This window comes from Kocuria sp. CPCC 205235 (assembly GCF_040980905.1).
GTDB lineage: Bacteria > Actinomycetota > Actinomycetes > Actinomycetales > Micrococcaceae > Kocuria > Kocuria carniphila.
In genome coordinates, this window is sequence record NZ_JAVKPR010000015.1 from 58,324 (window position 1) to 74,127 (window position 15,804).

The 15,804-nt window shown below is 65.2% G+C and carries 15 protein-coding genes; 10 read left to right on the forward strand and 5 right to left on the reverse strand.

Features of this window, described 5'->3' with window-relative positions; all coding sequences use genetic code 11:
* The first annotated feature begins 23 nt into the window (after window positions 1–23).
* Complete coding sequence (locus RF638_RS11110) at window positions 24–743, forward strand: DUF5998 family protein (RefSeq protein ID WP_259915472.1); 720 nt, start codon at window positions 24–26, stop codon at window positions 741–743.
* 59 nt (window positions 744–802) lie between these two features.
* A complete protein-coding gene (locus RF638_RS11115) occupies window positions 803–1,873 on the forward strand; it encodes an alkaline phosphatase family protein (protein ID WP_368842043.1) in 1,071 nt (356 codons plus the stop codon).
* 144 nt (window positions 1,874–2,017) lie between these two features.
* Here the strand turns inward: RF638_RS11115 and RF638_RS11120 are convergent, their stop codons facing one another.
* Window positions 2,018–2,656: a hypothetical protein gene (locus RF638_RS11120; RefSeq protein ID WP_368842033.1), complete on the reverse strand. Its 639-nt coding sequence runs from the start codon at window positions 2,654–2,656 to the stop codon at window positions 2,018–2,020.
* Window positions 2,657–2,787: 131 nt separating this feature from the next.
* A complete protein-coding gene (sepH, locus tag RF638_RS11125; protein ID WP_095798900.1) occupies window positions 2,788–4,125 on the reverse strand; it encodes a septation protein SepH in 1,338 nt (445 codons plus the stop codon).
* Window positions 4,126–4,458: 333 nt separating this feature from the next.
* On the opposite strand from sepH, the gene RF638_RS11130 reads away from it, so the two are divergent.
* Window positions 4,459–4,758: a DUF4193 domain-containing protein gene (locus tag RF638_RS11130; RefSeq protein ID WP_095798898.1), complete on the forward strand. Its 300-nt coding sequence runs from the start codon at window positions 4,459–4,461 to the stop codon at window positions 4,756–4,758.
* Between the two features lie 94 nt (window positions 4,759–4,852).
* Here the strand turns inward: RF638_RS11130 and RF638_RS11135 are convergent, their stop codons facing one another.
* The gene (locus RF638_RS11135; RefSeq protein ID WP_095798897.1) at window positions 4,853–5,377 is read right to left on the reverse strand and encodes a DUF3093 domain-containing protein; all 525 of its coding nucleotides are present in this window, start codon (window positions 5,375–5,377) and stop codon (window positions 4,853–4,855) included.
* Between the two features lie 81 nt (window positions 5,378–5,458).
* Here RF638_RS11135 and dut point away from each other — a divergent pair, with 81 nt between their 5' ends.
* Genes dut through RF638_RS11155 form a run of 4 tightly spaced genes read left to right on the forward strand, consistent with a single transcriptional unit; the run spans window position 5,459 to window position 7,836 of the window.
* On the forward strand, window positions 5,459–5,920 hold the full coding sequence (dut, locus tag RF638_RS11140) for a dUTP diphosphatase (protein ID WP_368842034.1): 462 nt from the start codon (window positions 5,459–5,461) through the stop codon (window positions 5,918–5,920).
* A gap of 49 nt (window positions 5,921–5,969) precedes the next feature.
* Window positions 5,970–6,722, forward strand: a complete 753-nt coding sequence (locus tag RF638_RS11145; RefSeq protein WP_095798895.1) for a DUF3710 domain-containing protein — start codon at window positions 5,970–5,972, stop codon at window positions 6,720–6,722.
* Between the two features lie 5 nt (window positions 6,723–6,727).
* A complete protein-coding gene (locus RF638_RS11150) occupies window positions 6,728–7,102 on the forward strand; it encodes a hypothetical protein (RefSeq protein ID WP_095798894.1) in 375 nt (124 codons plus the stop codon).
* Window positions 7,099–7,836, forward strand: a complete 738-nt coding sequence (locus tag RF638_RS11155; protein WP_368842035.1) for a DUF3159 domain-containing protein — start codon at window positions 7,099–7,101, stop codon at window positions 7,834–7,836. The genes RF638_RS11150 and RF638_RS11155 overlap by 4 nt, the downstream gene beginning before the upstream one ends.
* On the opposite strand, the gene RF638_RS11160 is transcribed toward RF638_RS11155, so the two are convergent.
* Window positions 7,736–8,515, reverse strand: coding sequence for a TrkA family potassium uptake protein (locus RF638_RS11160; RefSeq protein ID WP_259915466.1), 780 nt, complete (start codon window positions 8,513–8,515; stop codon window positions 7,736–7,738). The genes RF638_RS11155 and RF638_RS11160 overlap by 101 nt on opposite strands.
* Complete coding sequence (locus tag RF638_RS11165; RefSeq protein WP_095798923.1) at window positions 8,512–9,240, reverse strand: TrkA family potassium uptake protein; 729 nt, start codon at window positions 9,238–9,240, stop codon at window positions 8,512–8,514. Before RF638_RS11165 ends, RF638_RS11160 begins: the two co-directional genes overlap by 4 nt.
* Before the next feature lie 64 nt (window positions 9,241–9,304).
* Between RF638_RS11165 and RF638_RS11170 the strand changes: the two genes are divergently transcribed.
* The 3 genes from RF638_RS11170 to acnA all read left to right on the forward strand — a co-directional run bounded on the left by RF638_RS11170 (window position 9,305) and on the right by acnA (window position 15,637).
* The gene (locus RF638_RS11170; protein ID WP_095798892.1) at window positions 9,305–11,278 is read left to right on the forward strand and encodes an APC family permease; all 1,974 of its coding nucleotides are present in this window, start codon (window positions 9,305–9,307) and stop codon (window positions 11,276–11,278) included.
* Window positions 11,275–12,690, forward strand: a complete 1,416-nt coding sequence (locus RF638_RS11175; RefSeq protein WP_368628952.1) for a class I SAM-dependent RNA methyltransferase — start codon at window positions 11,275–11,277, stop codon at window positions 12,688–12,690. Before RF638_RS11170 ends, RF638_RS11175 begins: the two co-directional genes overlap by 4 nt.
* 139 nt (window positions 12,691–12,829) lie before the next feature.
* Window positions 12,830–15,637 (forward strand): aconitate hydratase AcnA, encoded by a 2,808-nt coding sequence (acnA, locus tag RF638_RS11180; protein WP_368842036.1) that lies wholly within the window; start codon window positions 12,830–12,832, stop codon window positions 15,635–15,637.
* The last annotated feature ends 167 nt before the right edge of the window (window positions 15,638–15,804 follow it).

The window sequence follows — 15,804 nt, forward strand, 5'->3', positions numbered from 1 at the left end:
GGCAAGTGAAGGACAATGGACGCATGACGTATTCAGCTCCCGATGGTTCGCGCCTGATTCAGGACATCGGCACGGCCGGGTTCTATCCCCAATTGGTGGAAGACGTGGTCAAGGATTCCCTGGACGGCCGACAGCCCGTCTCCCACCTGGTGCAATTGGAGACCCACTTCAACAACACCGAACTCCACCGACACATCACCGTGTTGGTGCTCGCCGAGGACGTACTGCACATCACCCACGTGGACGATCAGCAGTTCGACGACAGCGGGCGTGACGTGGTCGCCCGGGTGTCCACGGAAACGGTCGGGATTTCCCAGATCCGTTCCGTGACCCTGAGTTACGCCTACCACCAGCCGCAGAACTACCACCCGGACACGCCCATCATGGAACTGACCCTGGCCGTGAGCTGGACCGGAACCCAGCAGCTCGAGCTGTACCCCGCGATGTGCGAGGACCCCGAGTGCCAGGCCGACCACGGTTACACGGGAACCGCCGCCAGCGAGGACGTCGTCCTGCGCATTAGTTCCGAGGCGGACGGCAAGGACGCAGTGGAGGGCGCCCGCGAATTCGCGCGCACGCTGCGCCGCGCCAACCTGGCACCCGTGACGGATTCGGGTGCCCAGATCGCCCAGTCGCCGCATCAGCGGCCCCTGACCGACCGCAGGCCTTCCGAGGCGCCCGTGCAGCGCCCTCGTTTCGGACACCGCTTCACGGGGCGAGATTCCGGGCGCAAATCCCAATGACACTGCCGTCTGATTTTCCTGCGCCCCCGCGTTACGGCCGGCGCAGCGTGGCAGACGTGATGTCCTCTGCCGCCGCAGCCCTGGGCGTCCCCGACCTCACGAACTCCCTGGGTTTGCCCAAGGCCCAGCGCTACGTGGTGGTACTCGTGGACGGTCTGGGTTCCAGATTGCTCAGCGAGTACGCGAGTTACGCGCCTACGCTCCGGAAGGCGCAGTCCTTGGGGGAGCTCGACGCCGCGTTCCCCACCACCACGTCCGTATCGCTGTCGAGTCTGGGCACCGGGCTGACCCCCGGGCAACACGGCATGCTCGGCTACGACGTGCTGGATCCGGCCCGGGACCGGGTGGTCAACATGTTGGGGCAGTGGAGCCCACAGATCGACCCGGAATCCTGGCAGCCGCATCGCACGGTGTTCAACCGGGCGGAGGACACGGTGGACACCGTGACCATCAGCAAGCCTCGGTTCGAGAACTCCGAACTGACCCGCGCGTCGCTGCGCGGCGGTCGCTTCAAGGGCGCCGACGGCGTATTCGCACGCACCGCCGCCGCCGTCGAGGAACTCCGGGAGGGAAAGCGCGCCCTGGTGTACTTCTATTGGGACGAGCTGGACAAGATCGGGCACTCCAAGGGGTGGCGATCCGACACGTGGCTGCAGGCCCTCGAAGAGCTGGATTCCGCGATCAAGCGGCTCGTCCAGAAGTTACCGGCCAACACCCGCGTGATCCTCACCGCCGATCACGGCATGGTGGACGTGGCTCCCGAACACCGTTATGACGCCAGCGCTGTGCCCGGACTGCTCGACGGCGTGCGACACACCGCGGGTGAACCGCGAGCCGTGCAACTTCACATGGAAGCGGATACCGATCCTGATAAGGTCGCCACTCGCTGGCAGGACCACTTCGGCGACGACGTCTGGGTGGCCACGCGGGACGAGCTGGCCTCGGGCGGCTACTTCGGCAGTGACCCGAATCAGGCCGTCCTGGAACGCGCCGGTGATGTATGGGTACTCGGCAAGGAACCGGTCGCCATTTATGACGTTTCACGGCAGGGCGCCAAGCCCCTGAAAATGGTGGGTCAGCACGGCTCCCTCACGGATGCCGAACGCCTGATTCCGGCGCTGCTCTGGTAACCACCCGATGTCTGGCCACCGGCCAGGGGGGAACGGGACGATTCGACGAGCGCCCAGGTTCGCATCGCGGTGGCGTTGTCCCGGGACCGATAACTGAACACGAAGAGGCCCGATTCGCTGAAGTGCGAATCGGGCCTCTGTGCACTAATTGCTGGGCTTGGGTGTCGATGCCGGCTTGTCGTTGGCCGGCGGCTTCGCCTTCGTCGGCTTGGGAGCGGGCGGCGCTTTGGTTACCGGAGCCTTGGTCGACGGCGGCTTGGGAGCCTGCGTCGGCGTTGACTTCGGCGGCTTGGGCGCCGTCGTCGGTTGCTTCGTCGGGGCCGGGGTCGGCTTCTTGGTCGGCTCGGGCTTCTTGGTGGGCTCCGGTGCCTGGGTCACCGGTGGTGCCGGAGGCGGCGGAACCGGTGCGGGCGGGGGCGGAGGAACCACCGGGGGCGCTACGGGAGGAGGTGGCGGCGGCACGTACTCCTGGACCGGTGGGGCGGTTTCCACCGGGGTGGGAGACGGCGTGCGGCTCGGAGTGGCGCTGCGCGTGGGCGTGGGGGACGGCGATTCGGATTCCGTGGCGAAGTCCGCGGGTTCCTCATCATCCTGGGAATTCGACAGTCCGGTGAAAGCCAGTGCGCCCACCCCCACGAGGACCAGGAGCGCGGCCAATCCGAGCACGAGGGGTGCCATGAATCGGCGGAAACCCCCGTCACCTTCGGGTTCAGTGGAACCACCGGCTGCTTCCGCAGCCGGTTCATCGGCACCGAACAAGTCGTCCTGTATGGAATTACCCATGCAACGCGTCCCTCGAATCCATGAATTGCCAGAGCAAAGATGGACCGCTCTCTCCCCTGAGCCCAATCTGCCTTGATGACTCTAGCGTGTCGACGGGAAATCTGCAGTCCCTCGCGTGGTGCTCCCGGACACTAGTTCGAGTTGGAACCGAAGACGATCTCGTCCCAACTCGGCACCGACGAGCGTTTCGCCTTGCCAGTACGGCCGCGCGGACCGGGAGCCCGTTGCGGTTGCTCCTGTGGTTCCTCGTGGCGTTGCGCCGGCTCGATTTCGGGCTCCGTCTCCGGAGTTTCCTGAAGCGTGGCGGACGTCGATTCCGGTGACTCCGACTCTTCGCCCCGGTCGTCTTGAGCGACGGGCTCCTCCGATTCGAGGGTGGCCATCGACTCCTCGGAATCCGTAGCCACGGTGAGCTGAGGGCCTCGACCGGCGGTGACGGCCTCGGGCAGCGACGGCGACGCCGCCTGGTCCGGTTCCTCGCTCGAGGTCTCGTGCTCGTGGGGAGCGTTCGTGGAATCATCCACGATCTCGATGTCTGCGTCCTCTTCCAAGGCTCGGTCCTCGGCGACGCGGGCGGCAGCGGGCTGGATGGGCTGATCGAACAGCGGAGAATCATCTGGCGCGCCGATGGGTCGGGGACGGTTGTCCACGTGCCCCATGCCGCGGCCGAGGATCTCGGCCAGGCGGTCGTCTTCTTCACTGTCCGAACCCAGACGCCGTCCGCGGCGTGACTGCAGCACGTCCAGCAACTCGTCCGCCTGGCTGGCCTCTCGCTGGAGTTGCTCCACCTGGGCGTTGGGGGCCGGAGCATGGCTCACTGCGGGGGCGGGAACGCCCAGCGGCCCTGACTCGTGCGGTTCCTGACCCAGCGCGGTGGCCCAGTCATTGGCCGGTCGAACCGTCTGATTCGCGGGGTTGTAGGTCCACTCCGCGGGACCATTGGTGTCATGGGGTGCCTGGTCGCGATCGGACACGGTGAAAGACAGTTGCAGTGTCCAGAGTTGGTCCTCGCGCTGCCACGCATCCCAGTCCAACGAATCCACCGCAACACCGGTGTTCCGGGCACGATGGCGCACGGTCTGCTCGAGAGTGCGGGGTTCGCCCTCGAACACGGAACGGTAGCCGTCGTGGGAAGGGCTCGTGCCGGTGACTTTAACCTTGAGGGCTTCCCGCACCATGTGACCGCGCTCGGCGAGGATCGGCCATTCGTAACGCTTGACGCGCTCCGGCTCCCATCCGGACTCGGCCACGATGTCTTCCACGCTGGCACCGGCACGGAAACGAGCCTGGATATCGCGGGGGCCGAACTGGCCCGTCACACGGCCACGCGCGGGTGTCTTCTTCCGCGCGTGCTGCACCGCTTGTCGTAACTGCTGATCGATTTTCAGCGAGTAACGCTGTGAATCGGTGGTTTCCACGATGAGGTGCTCCCCGTCATCGTGTATGCCCACCAGGTGCAACTGGTCCATGCTGTCCTTCCTTTACCGGCGGGAAGTAATGCTGTCAGAGAAATTCCTGCCGCTCATGTCGTGCCAGTCTAGTGCTTTCATGAAGGGCCCCGAACCGGTTTCTGCCCGGGCCACCGCATTTTTCGAGGGACGGGGCGGGGTATACCGGGAGCAGTCGTTCGGGGGCGGATCCGCGTGCTGTAAGACACACATTTCGCCGTAGGAGATTCGGGCTGGATTTTTCGCGGTTGATGGTGAACAATCTACGCGACACGGACCCGGCATTTTTCCCAGAAAGCCGGGGTCTCGACACCCACAGCGATCTCGCGAAGACCGGTTGGAGCGGATTCACACATGGCCACAGATTACGACGCGCCGCGCAAGCAGGACGAAGACCTCAAAGAAGACTCGATCGAGGAGTTGCAGTCTCGTCGATCGGATCAGCAGTCCGGCAGCGTCGACGAAGATGAAGCTGCAGCGGCCGAAAGCTTCGAGCTCCCCGGCGCAGACCTGTCCAACGAAGAACTGTCCGTAGTGGTTCTTCCCGCTCAGGAAGACGAATTCACGTGCGGTTCGTGCTTCCTGGTACGTCACCGTTCGCAGCTTGCCGAAGAACGCGACGGCGTGAAGTTCTGCTTCGAATGCATGGGCTGACACGCGGTCTCTGAATCAGCCGTTGAATATATAGTCCGGGCGGTCACCTTATGGTGACCGCCCGGACTTTTTCAGCTCCGCAGACCGTGTCGTCTCACGCCGAATCCGTGGGGCGACCGGCGTTGATGGCTCGCGCTAATTCTTCGGGGTGACGGGTTGCGGTGAGCCAGTACGGTGTGGGGTCCACGGGGTCCACGATCTCGATCCGGCACATGTCAGGAATGGACACGCGGAAGTTCATGAATGCGCGGCCATCCAGTTCCGGCCCGCGAGCCACTCGCACCGCATCTCCGCGCAGCGGCTCTGCCTCGCCGACGAAACGGCGTTCGATGTAGGCGCGGCCCACGCGAACGTCCTGATCCGTGACCACGATCCTGGGCGAGCCGAGATGGAGGATCAACGTGATCAAGACCATGATCACGACGGCCGCAATGATGCCCACGGCCATGTTGATGGGGGCCAGGGCTATGAAAGACGCCGCTCCGACGAACAGGACCACGAGCCACATCCACCACGCGACGGTGAGTCGCTCCTGATATTCGACCACGGGCTCGGTCGAAGGATGGTCGGGGGTTACCGGCTCTGAGGCCGTGGTGGCGCGCGGATCGTGAGAGGTCATGGCTCCACTTTCCCACAGCTTGCTAGGAGTCTTCCACGTGCAGACGGCGCCCCATGGTGCACCGCGTTAGAGTGGTGGATTGTGACTGATGTAGCCGGTAACCACACCGTGACCGTGGCCCTCAAGATGTTGGATCCTGAGCTGGCACCCCCGTCCTACGCGACCCTTGGAGACGCCGGGGCCGATTTGCGAGCCCGACAAGAAACCGTGCTGGAGCCGGGTCAGCGCGCACTGGTGGACACCGGTGTGGCCCTTGCGATTCCCCACGGGTACGTGGGCTTGGTGCACCCCAGATCGGGATTGGCGGCCAAGCACGGATTGACGGTGGTCAACGCTCCCGGAACCGTGGACTGTGGTTACCGGGGCGAGATCAAGGTGTGCCTGCTCAACACCGACCGCACGGAAACCTACACGGTGAGCCGAGGGGAACGAATTGCCCAGCTTGTGATCCAGCCTGTGGAGACGGCGCACTTCGAGGCAGTGACAGAGCTGCCCGAGAGCGAACGAGGGGCGGGGGGCTTCGGCTCCTCGGGAACCCACTAGACCCCGGCCACCCAATCACCACGACCCGCAGACAGTAAACGGAGCACACATGTTTGGACGTAAGAAGCGCGGCAAGGACGCCCAGGCGGACAGCGGCGCCGTCGCCGAGACCGAGCCGCAGGACGCACCCGAGGAGGCGGAAGCGGCGTCGTCGCCGGACCCCCGCGCGCTGGGACCGTGGGACGAGTCCGAGATGAAGGGCGAGCGTGAGGACTATGTGGACCTCGGCTGCATCCTGATCAAGCCCGTGTCCGGGGTGGCCGTGCGCATGGACCTGGATGAGCAAACGCAACGACCGCGCGCGCTGAACGTCGACTACAAGGACGGCTCGGTCCAGCTGCAGGCCTTCTCGGCTCCCAAGAGCAGTGGCCTGTGGGACGACGTTCGCCGCGAGCTCACAGAGGGGCTGCGCCGTGATGGCGGGCAGGCGACGGTGGCCGAAGGACCGCTGGGCCTGCAGGTCAACGCGAAGTTCAACGCGACCACCGCCTCGGGCGGTCCCGGCTACCGATTGGCGCGGTTCGTCGGCATCGACGGGCCCCGTTGGTTCCTGCGCGCGGTCTACACGGGTGGCGGCGCCATGCCGTCCACGACCGCGGAGGTCCTCGACGACGTCGTGCGGTCGTTGGTGATCGTGCGCGGACAGGATCCGATGCCCCCGCGTGACCTCTTGCAGTTCAAGGTTCCGGAGAATGCCACGCCCCAGAATCCGGGGACCGCATCGCCCGAACAACCCGTCGAGGACCCGCAACCGCCGGTGAGTGCACCGCGCCGCGGTCCTGAAATCACCGAAATCGGCTGATTGTCGTGGTGACATCCCAAGCCACCGGCGCCATCGACGTGGTGAGCGAGTGCGGCGCCGCCGCACAGGATCTGGATCCGGCGGCGTCGTCGCAACGGCGGCGGGTCATGGTTGAGGGTGAGGTCACCGAGGTGACGTTCTCCCCGGCTACGGAGGCTCCGCGGTACCAAGCCGTGCTCCACGTGCAGAACCAACCGCCGCAGGAACTGGGCCGCGCCGATTCCTACATCAAACTGCTCTGGCACGGTCAGCGCAGCGTCCCAGGCGTCATGGCGGGCACGAAACTGCGGTGCGTGGCCGTGGTGTCCTTCACCGATTCGGTGCCGACCATGTACAACCCTCGTTACGAGATCATCACTCCCAAAAGGATCAACCGGTGAGCCACGGAACACCCCCGCCCCCGGAGCACTCCGGTGAGCAGGAAGACAACGATCGGCCCGAGCGGCCGCCGTCCATGGAACAGGCCATGGGGGACTATGCGGCGCGGGCCGGGCTGAGGCGCGATGAACACGGCCAGCTGGACGTGCTTCACGCGGTGGGCGGCTGGCGCGGGCTGATCGAGGCGGTGCTGCCCGGCCTGATCTTCCTGGTCGTGTTCCTGCTGACCCAGCAACTGGGCATCGCCCTGATCGCGTCTCTGGCCACCGCGGCGGTCTTCGCGGTTCTGCGCCTGGCGCAGCGGCAATCCTTGATGCAGTCGATCACCGGACTGATCGGTGTGGCGGTGTGCGCGCTGTTCGCCCGAGCCGGTGGCCAGGCCCTTGATTACTACGTACCCGGTTTCTTCATCAACATCGCGTGGTTCATTGGGCTGTCCATTTCCACCGCGGTCGGCTGGCCGTTGCTGGGCGTGTTTTACGGCTACGTGCGCGGTGAAGGGATGGAGTGGCGCAAGGACCGACGCCGCCGCACGGCCTATCAGCGCGCCACCCTGTTGCTGATCGGCATGTTCGCGACGCGGCTGCTCGTGCAGGTGCCGTTGTACTTCGCGGAGAACGTGGCCGCGCTGGGTGTCACTCGGTTGGTGATGGGCGTTCCGCTGTACGCGTTGGTGTTGTGGCTCGGGTGGATGATGACCCGGCCCGTTCGGCCTCTTCGAGACGGTCCTCGGTAACCTCAACCTCCGGGACGTCCTGGGCCGTGGTGAACATGGCCCGCAACTGTTCCTCACCCTCAGCGGTGGAGATGAAGAACAGTTCGTCCGCACCTTCCAGAACGTCATCGCCGGAGGGCGTGATGGGCACACCGTCGCGCAGAATGGCCACGAGCGCGACCTCCGGTGGCCACGGCACCTGGGACACCATGGACGCGACCACAGGGTGCTCCCTCGGCACCGTGTAGGCGGCCAGCGTGGCACCACCGGTTTGCAAACTCAACAGCCGCACCACGTCACCCACCTCCACGGCCTCTTCCACGAGGGCCGTCATGAGCCGCGGAGTGGACACGGCAACGTCCACGCCCCACGCGTCGTCGAACAACCACTCGTTCTTGGGATTGTTCACCCGACCCACGGTGCGGGGAACCCCGAACTCGCTGCGCGCCAGGAGCGAAACCACCAGATTGGCCTTGTCGTCACCGGTCGCCGCGACGACGACGTCCGCTTCCTCGGTCTTGGCGCGTTGCAGCACCTCCAGGTCACATGCGTCACCCACGACCCACTGGGTGCCGCGCAGGTTCGACCGGCCAATCACCTCCGACGTCGCATCGATCACCACGATCTCGTGGCCGTGGGACACCAGTTCCCGGGCGATCGAGGACCCCACGGATCCACCACCCACGACAATGACTCTCATGACCGCTCCCGTCCGTGCCCGCGTTCTTCGGTGGCGGCCAGGGCCACTGCTTCCATGACCTCGTCCGAGGGCGGGCGGGACAGGACTCTGGCCACGTTCTCGACGTCTTCCACGCGCATCATGGCGTGCACGATATCTCCCTGCTGGTAGCTGGAATCCGACGCCGGAAGAATGCCCTCCCCGAACCGTGTCACAAAGGCCACCCGCACCCCGGCCGCTTCTTCAATGCGGTCCAGGTGCAGACCGGACCACGACTCGTGCAGCGGCAACTCTCCCAGCTGCAACCGCCCCGACGCCTCTCGGAAGTCACCCGTGATCGCGTGCTCCGGCAGGATGCGCCGCAACACTTGATCCGAACTCCACCGCACGGACGCCACCGTGGGAATCCCCATGCGCTGGTAGAACTCCGCGCGGCTGGGGTCGTAGATGCGAGCCACGACGTGCTTGACCTTGAACGTCTCACGGGCCACCCGGGCGGCAATGATGTTCGAGTTGTCACCGCTGGACACCGCCGCGAACGCGTAGGCGTCCTCGATGCCCGCCCGGCGCAAAACATCACGGTCGAAACCGTGGCCGGTGACCTTTTTGCCACCGAAGGACGGCCGGAGCTTTCGAAAGGCCCGATCGTCCTGATCAATGACCGCCACTGTGTGGCCGGAATCCTCAAGGGCGTGCGCAATGGAGATCCCCACGCGGCCGACACCCATGATCACAAAATGCGCCATGTCGCACAGCATAATTCTCCGGGCTTCGGGACAAGACCCCCGCGAGGTACTAGCGTGTTGAATCGTGCACCTGTCCCAACTTGCCCGCCGCGTACTCGTAGGTAAACCACTTCACAACGAGCGCGCCGGCGGAACCCTGCTCCGCAACCGTGCGGCACTTCCGGTCTTCGCCTCCGACGCCTTGTCATCGGTGGCCTACGCACCGGACGAAATCGTGCTGACCCTGGCCCTCGCGGGCACCGCGGCCATCGCCATTTCACCCTGGGTGGGAATCGTGGTGCTGGTGGTGCTGATCGTTCTGATTACCGCCTACCGACAGAACGTGCGAGCCTATCCGTCCGGCGGTGCGGACTTCGAAATCGCCTCCAAGAACCTGGGCCGGCCCTCCGGTGCCATGGTGGGCGCGGCCCTGCTGGTGGATTACACGCTGGTCGTGGCGGTGTCCATGTCAGCGGCGGCGCAGTACGTCGCCTCCGCGGTGCCGTGGTTCGTGGGTCATCAGGTGTGGGTGGCCCTGGCGGGTATTGCAATCGTCGGACTCCTCAATCTGCGCGGACTCCAGTTCATGGGACGGGCATCCACCGTGCCCACGTACGCGTTCGTGGGAGTGGTGCTCCTACTCATCGTTGCCGGGCTGGTACAGAACGTAACCGGAACTTTGGACCGAGCGCCGTCGGCGGACTACGAGGTTCTGCCCGCCGCGGGAATGGACGCGGGCCTGGTGGGACTGGCCGGTGCGGTGCTGGTGCTGCGAGCGTTCTCCTCGGGCGCGGTGGCCGTGACCGGTGTGGAAACCATCACCAATTCGGTGCCCTATTTCCGCAAACCCAAGGCCCTCAATGCCGCTCGCACGCTGGCCTATCTGGGCGCATTGTCCACCGTGTTGCTGCTGGGCGTGCTGTATCTCACGCGGGAAACCCGCGCGGTCGTGGTCATGAACGCGGACGAGCAACTGCTGATCAACGGTCAGCGTCCCGGCGAAGAGTTCTTTCAGGTGCCGATCCTCGGTCAGCTTGCCCAGACCATTGCGGGTGAGGACTCCGTGTGGTTCTTCGTGCTGGTGGCCGTCACCGTGGGTGTGCTGTTCATGGCCGCCAACACCGCATTCTCCGGCTTCCCCACGCTGGCCTCGCGACTGGCCAGCGCGGCCCTGCTCCCGCGACAACTGCAGTCACGCGGAGACCGCTTCGCCTTCACGAACGGCATTGTGCTGCTCTCGATCGTCGCGGCACTGTTCACGGTGATCTTCGACGCGAACGTCAACAGCCTGATCCAGTTGTACGTGGTGGGCGCATTTTTCGCGTTCACCCTGACCCAGGCCGGCATGGTGCGGCACTGGGCGCGTGTGCGGCGCACTCGCACCTCGAAAGCCACGACCCGGCAGTTGACCGTGCGGCAGGGAGTCGCCGTGGTGGCCCTGATCTTCTGCGCGGCCGTATTCGTGGTGGTGCTGGGAACCAAACTTTCGCAGGGAGCCTGGTTGACGATCGTTGCCATTGCGCTGCTCACGCTGTGGATGCGGGCCATCGGCCACCACTACTCGGAAGTGGACCGAGAACTCGAGGTCGATCCGGAATCACCGGTCCGCGCGTTGCCCTCCCGCGTGCACGCGCTGATCGTGGTGACATCGGTCCGCAAGCCCGTGGTGCGCGCCCTGACCTACGCCCGGGCCTCCCGGCCGTCCACGCTGGAGGCCGTGGTCGTGGACACCGACCGCGCCCGCACCGAAGATGTCCTGCGGCAATGGCAGCGGCTGGAATTCCCGGTCCCCATCACGGTCCTCGCGTCCCCGTACCGTGACAGCATCGGCCCCGTGATCTCCCACGTGCGCAGCATCCGCAAGAAATCACCGCGTGACTTGGTGATCGTCTACCTGCCCGAATATGTTGTGGGACGCGGTTGGGAACGGTTCCTGCACAACCAAGCCATCCGACCGCTCAAGACACGACTACATTTCGAACGAGGCGTCATGATCGCCTCCGTTCCCTGGCACCTGGAATCGGTGCGCGAACTACGACTCACGGAGAATCAAGGATGACCGAAGACCAACCCGACACCGCCGACCAGTTGACGCTCCGGCTCACCGGGGTAGCCCACGGAGGGCACATGGTGTCGCGTTCGCCGGAGGGGCGCGTGGTGTTCGTTCGCCACGGTGCCCCGGGGGAGCTGGTGCGGGTCCGCCTCACGGATCGAGGTGAGGACGCCAAGTTCTGGCGCGGTGACGTGGTCGAGGTTCTCGAGGCCTCCGAAGGCCGGCGGGGAGAGCACCCGTGGGCAGCGGCGGACGCGGTGTCGGCGGCGCGGGAGGAGCGATTGCCCGTGGGCGGGGCCGAATTCGGGCACCTCACCCTGGAGGCCCAGCGCGAACTCAAGCGCTCCGTGGTCGCCGAGCAGCTTGATCACCTTGCCGGAATCGACTGGCGGGGACAGGTCGCCGCGGTCGAGGACGAAACCTCGGATGGCACCGGCTGGCGCACCCGCCTGCACCTGGACGTTGCCGAGGACGGGACCGCGGGCATGTACCCGCACCGTTCCAACGAACTGATTCCGATCACCGACATGCCACTGGCCACGCCGGTCATTCAGTCACTGGCCCCGTGGGAACTGTCCGTACCCGGCGCGTCGCGGTTGGATGTCGCCGCGCCGGCCAACGGAAGCCGTCCGTTGCTGCACGTGAGTCTGCGCGCGCGTCAGGACCCCGACGCACTGGCCGAACTGCGCCGTCACCTGGCCGCGTGGGGGAGTGAGCACGAGGTCTCGGTGACCGCGCAGTCCCCGGAAGATCGGGAGATCCAGACCTGGGTCGGTGAACCGGTTGTCCGCGAAACCCTCGACATGCCCGCCGGTGAACCGCTGACGTGGCGAGTGAGTCCCACCGGGTTCTGGCAGATCCACCGCAGCGCCCCGAGCACGCTGGTCGATGCGGTGCTCGCGGCCGCGCAGATGGGGCCCGGGGACACGGTGTGGGATCTCTACAGCGGCGCTGGCCTGTTCACCGCCGCTGCGGCGCCCTTGGTGGGTCCGGACGGTCAGGTCTTCGCGGTGGAAGGCTCCCCGGTCACCTCCGCGGATGCCCGCGTGAACCTCTCGGAGCTGGATCATGTGCGGGTCACCCGCGGCGATGTGGCTCGGATTCTCACGGGCCGCAACCCCGCACGACGCCGCCACGGGGCCTCCCGGGGCCACAAACGTCCCGCGGTGCGCGCCCCTCAGCCGGACATCGTGATCCTGGACCCACCGCGCTCGGGTGCGGCCAAGGAAGTGCTCGCGGCCATCGACGCCGTCGAACCCCGCACGATCGTGTACGTCGCGTGTGATCCCGCGGCGCTCGGTCGCGACCTCGGTCGGTTGTCCCGGCGCGGGTGGAAAGTGGTCAACATCAGGGCCTTCGATCTGTATCCCAACACCCATCACGTTGAGGCCGTGGCGGTGCTGCGGCGCAATGAATGATCCCGAGCCGAATCTCCCGGTCAGGGGAAGTGGCACAGGCTACACTGTGGGGTGACCGTTCGTGCGCGCCCGGGGTGCTTCTCGCGCTCCGTTGACAGCTGCGAACGCATTCAAACGGTGGCGAGAGGAGTTCCACACCATGACTGTGGACAGCTTTGGAGCCAAAGGCGTACTCAACGTCGGCGGCACCGACTATGAAATTTTCCGACTCAATGCACTTGAGGGGGCCAAGAAACTCCCTTACAGCTTGAAAGTTCTGCTCGAGAACCTGCTGCGCACCGAAGACGGTGCCAACGTGACCGAGAAGCACATCGAAGCCCTGGCCAACTGGGATCCCGAGGCCCAGCCCAACACGGAGATTCAGTTCACCCCTGCCCGTGTCATCATGCAGGACTTCACCGGCGTTCCCTGCATCGTGGACCTTGCCACGATGCGCGAGGCCGTTGCGGAACTCGGCGGCGATGCATCCCGCGTGAACCCCCTGGCTCCTGCCGAGCTGGTCATTGACCACTCCGTGCAGATCGATGCCTTCGGTTCCACGGACGCCATTGAGCGCAATATGGACATCGAGTACCAGCGCAACGGTGAGCGGTACCAGTTCCTGCGCTGGGGCCAGACCGCATTTGACGACTTCAAGGTCGTTCCCCCTGGCATGGGTATCGTGCACCAGGTCAACATCGAGAACCTCGCCCGCGTGGTCATGACCCGCGAGGTCGATGGCACCGTTCGTGCCTACCCGGACACCTGCGTGGGTACCGACTCCCACACCACCATGGAAAACGGCATCGGCGTGTTGGGTTGGGGCGTTGGCGGTATCGAGGCAGAGGCCGCAATGCTGGGCCAGCCCATCTCCATGCTGATCCCGCGCGTGGTGGGCTTCAAGCTCACCGGCGAGATCCCCTCCGGCGCTACCGCGACCGACGTGGTGTTGACCATCACCGAGATGCTGCGTGAGCACGGTGTGGTGGGCAAGTTCGTGGAGTTCTACGGCGAGGGCGTGGCAGCTGTGCCCCTGGCCAATCGCGCCACCATCGGCAACATGTCGCCCGAGTTCGGTTCGACCGCCGCGATCTTCCCGATCGACGAGGTCACCATGGACTACCTGCGCCTGACCGGCCGCTCCGAGGAGCAGGTCGCTCTGGTCGAGGCGTACACCAAGGAACAGGGCATGTGGCACGACCCCTCGGAGGAGATCGCATTCTCCGAGTACCTCGAGCTGGACCTGTCCACCGTGGTTCCCTCGATCGCCGGCCCCAAGCGCCCGCAGGACCGCATCGAGCTCACTCGTTCCAAGCCGCAGTTCCGTGACGATCTGGTCAACTACGTTGAGGGCCAGGAAATCGTCAAGGACCGCAGCGAGAACGGCACCTCGTTCCCCGCTTCGGACTCCCCGTCCCACGACGCCACCGAGGAGCAGGACGCTTCCGAGCGCCCCCGCGACCACGACGTACAGGATGTCGAAGGCCGAGCGTCCAACCCGATCAAGGTCAACATGGAGGACGGCCGCGAGTTCGAGTTGGACCACGGTGCAGTCTCGATCGCCTCGATCACCTCGTGCACCAACACCTCCAACCCGTCGGTCATGATGGCGGCCGCCGTTCTGGCTCGCAATGCGGTGAGTAAGGGGCTCAAGGCCAAGCCGTGGGTCAAGACGTCCATTGCTCCGGGTTCCAAGGTCGTCACCGACTACTACGAGAAGTCCGGTCTGGTTCCGGACCTGCAGGAGCTCGGCTTCTACATCGTGGGTTACGGCTGCACCACCTGTATCGGTAACTCCGGCCCGCTCGAGCCCGAGATCTCCCAGACCATCCAGGACAACGACCTGGCCGTGACCTCGGTGCTGTCGGGTAACCGTAACTTCGAGGGTCGGATCAACCCGGACGTGAAGATGAACTACCTGGCCTCACCGCCGCTGGTCATCGCCTACGCCCTGGCCGGAACCATGGACTTCGACTTCGAGAACGAGGCCCTGGGGCAGGATTCCGACGGTAACGACATTTACCTCAAGGACATCTGGCCGAACCCGACCGAGGTCCAGGAAATCATCGACCGGTCGATCGACACCGATATGTTCACCACCCAATACGGCACCATCTTCGATGGCGACGAGCGTTGGCAGAACCTCGAGACCCCCACCGGCGACGTCTTCGAGTGGGATCCCAACTCCACCTACGTGCGCAAGCCACCGTACTTCGACGGCATGTCCATGGAGACAACCCCGGTCGAGGACATCAAGGGCGCTCGCGTGCTCCTGAAGCTGGGCGACTCGGTCACCACCGACCACATCTCCCCGGCAGGTTCCTTCAAGTCGGACACCCCGGCCGGTAAGTACCTGATCGAGAACGGTGTGGAGCGCAAGGACTTCAACTCGTACGGTTCCCGTCGTGGTAACCACGAGGTGATGATCCGCGGCACGTTCGCGAACATCCGCATCAAGAACCAGTTGCTGGACGGCGTGGAGGGTGGCTTCACCCGCGACTTCACGCAGGCAGACGGCCCGCAGTCCACGGTGTACGACGCTTCCGTGAACTACCAGGAAGCCGGCGTTCCGCTGGTCGTGCTGGGCGGTAAGGAATACGGTTCCGGCTCCTCGCGTGACTGGGCCGCCAAGGGCACCTCGCTGTTGGGCGTGCGCGCGGTCATCACCGAGTCCTACGAGCGTATTCACCGTTCCAACCTGATCGGTATGGGTGTGCTGCCGCTGCAGTTCCCCCAGGGCGAGTCCGCTGACTCGTTGGGCCTGGACGGCACCGAGACTTTCGACATCGAGGGTGTGACCGCTCTGAACGAGGGCGAGACCCCCAAGACCCTGAAGGTCACCGCCACCAAGGAAGACGGTTCCACCGTGGAGTTCGACGCCGATCTGCGCATCGACACCCCGGGTGAAGCCGATTACTACCGCAACGGTGGCATCCTGCAGTACGTGCTGCGTCAGATTGCCAAGTAAGGCATTCGCGGCCTGACAACCCGGCCGACGGTCCTCTCGAGGATCGTCGGCCGGGTTGTTTCATCAGGTGCCTGTGCAGTGCTGTCGGTGATGACGAGTAAGATCGAACGGTACGTCGGGGCAGACCGACAGTCTGCTGTCGACCGACACCGCACTGACCGATCCCG